The sequence below is a fragment of the Streptomyces hygroscopicus genome (genome assembly GCF_026168105.1).
GTDB classification, from domain to species: Bacteria; Actinomycetota; Actinomycetes; order Streptomycetales; family Streptomycetaceae; genus Streptomyces; species Streptomyces hygroscopicus_D.
Map to the genome: position 1 here is coordinate 1 of NZ_LBMW01000131.1, position 2,401 is coordinate 2,401.

Here is a 2,401-nt window from a genome sequence, read left to right on the forward strand (position 1 = left end):
TCACCCTCGGAGGCCACGGCTTCTACTGGTTCCGGCTCCGCAAGAACGTCCCCCAGGCCACCAAGGTGAACTTGTTCGTGGGCCGTTGATTCATGGCCGCAGTTCCCCAGGCCGCCACGGAAAGGACGCGACGCCATGCCCAAGACCCAGACCGCAACGCTCCGCCCGGACGGTCTCAGCTGTGCCTCGCTGGGGCCCTCGCTCTCCGCTCTGCTGCGGGAGTGGCTGCCGCGCCAGCGCTGGTTCGCCGGCAAGGGACGTCCCGTCACGGATCTGGCACTGCTGTCGGTGACCGAACTGCACCCGGACTGCCTGCACATACTGGTCCGGGCGGGCTACCCCCAGCCGTCGGCGAACAGCCCGCTGGGGGGCATACCGGCCCACGACTGCTACCAACTCCTGTTGGGAATCGGCGACTCACTGTCACCCCGGTACTCCCCGGCGGTACTCGGACGCGTGACCGAGGGCCCCCTCGCGGGGCTGCTGGTGTACGACGCCCTCCAGAATCCGCGCTCGGCCTCCCAGCTCCTGGAGCGGCTGCGTACGCCAGGCACCGCGGGCGCCCTCCGCTTCGAACGCGACACAAGGGTGCCGATACCGGGGGGACTCGCGCCCCGACTTCTCGAAGCGGAGCAGTCCAACTCCTCTCTGGTGTACGGCGAAGCATTCATCCTGAAGGTCTTCCGCCGGGTGCGGCCCGGAATCAACCCGGATCTGGAAGTTCCCTGGGCCCTGGCCCGGCAGGGCTGCACCCGCGTTCCCGTCCCGGTGGCCTGGTTCCGTACCTCGAGCCCGTGGGCCGCGACGCTCGGCGTGCTCCAGCCCTTCCTGCACGGGGCCGCCGACGGATGGGCGCAGGCGCTGGCCGCGCTCGCGTCCGGGCATGAGTTCACCGAGGAGGCGTACGAGCTGGGGCAGGCCACGGCCGAGGTGCACCTGGCCCTCGCGGCCGCCTTCCCGGTCGAGTTCCAGGGCGCTTCGGAGACCGCCCTGCTCGCGGCCGGAATGGCCGAGAGGCTGCGGGACGCCATCCACGCCGTGCCGGAACTGCTGCCGTACGCCTCGGGGCTGCGGTCCGCATTCACCGAGCTGGCCGCGCTGGACTCGCCCCGGCCCGCTCAGCGCATCCACGGCGACCTGCATCTGGGCCAGGTGCTCCGGGCGGAACGGCAGTGGCGCGTGATCGACTTCGAGGGCGAACCGGCCCGTCCGCTGCCCGAACGGCGCCGGCCCCAGTTCCCCGTACGCGATGTCGCGGGCATGCTGCGTTCCTTCGACTATGCCGCCCACGCCCGCCGGCCGTGGCGTCCCGATTGGGCGCTGCGCTGTCGGGAGGCGTACTGCGCGGGCTACGCCGCCGAGGCGGGCTGGGATCCACGGGCGGAACCCGGGCTGCTGCGCGCCTACGAGACGGACCGCGCCGTGTACGAGGTCATGTACGAGGCCCGGCACCGGCCGGACTGGCTGCCCGTGCCCATGGTGGCGATCGCACGTCTCGCCGAACGCCCCGGCCTGAGGAGGCTGACGCCGTGACTCTTCCCACCACCTCCCAACCACCGCTCTCCTCACCGGAGCTGGGCGCACCGCAGCCGGCGCCCGTAGCGCCCGGCGACCGGGAGCGGCTGCTGGCAGGAGAACACCACGATCCGCACTCGGTCCTGGGCACGCATCCGGTGCCGGACGGAGTGGCCTTCCGTGTGCTGCGGCCGTGCGCGCTCTCGGTCACCGTCGTCATGGGCGACGCCTGGGCCGAGCTGCACGACGACGGGGACGGGTTCTTCTCGGGTCTGCTGCCGCTTCGGGACGTACCGGACTACCGCTTGCTGGTGGCGTACGAAGGCATCGTGCTGGAGACCGACGACCCGTACCGCTTTCTGCCGGCGCTCGGCGAGTTGGACCTGCACCTCATCGGAGAGGGCCGCCACGAGGAACTGTGGAGGGCGCTCGGCGCCCATGTGATGACCCACGCCGGCGCCCGGGGAACCCGCTTCACGGTATGGGCACCGAACGCGCGAGGGGTCCGGGTCTGCGGGGACTTCTGCCACTGGGACGGCCGGGCGCACCCGATGCGTTCCCTCGGATCGACCGGCGTGTGGGAGCTGTTCGTTCCCGGTCTCGGGCCCGGAACGCTCTACAAGTTCGACATCACACGTCCCGACGGCACTCACACCGTGCGCGCGGATCCCGTGGCCCGCCGGGCGGAGGTCCCGCCCGCGACGGCCTCGATCGTGACGGATTCGGCGTACGAGTGGCGCGACGAGGAGTGGCTCGCGCGGCGCGCGGAGACCGCGGCGCACGAGGCGCCGTTCTCGGTGTACGAGGTGCATCTGCCGTCCTGGCGACCGGGGCTGACGTACCGTCAACTGGCCGAGCAGCTGCCCGCGTACGTGCAGGACCTCGG

At 71.6% G+C, this 2,401-nt stretch carries 2 protein-coding genes; both read left to right on the forward strand.

All coding sequences use genetic code 11. The features are described 5' to 3' along the window. Positions 1-135 precede the first annotated feature (135 nt). Entirely contained in the window at positions 136-1,533 is a 1,398-nt protein-coding gene (locus AAW14_RS39170) for a maltokinase N-terminal cap-like domain-containing protein (RefSeq protein WP_265569235.1), read from the forward strand. Continuing rightward, a partial coding sequence (locus AAW14_RS39175) for a GlgB N-terminal domain-containing protein (RefSeq protein WP_416223446.1) occupies positions 1,461-2,401 on the forward strand: 941 nt, incomplete at its 3' end. The genes AAW14_RS39170 and AAW14_RS39175, both read left to right, overlap by 73 nt.

Excerpts from the sequence above, each read along its gene's own strand:
- AAW14_RS39170 (WP_265569235.1), top strand. The coding sequence starts at position 136 with ATGCCCAAGACCCAGACCGCAACGCTCCGCCCGGACGGTCTCAGCTGT.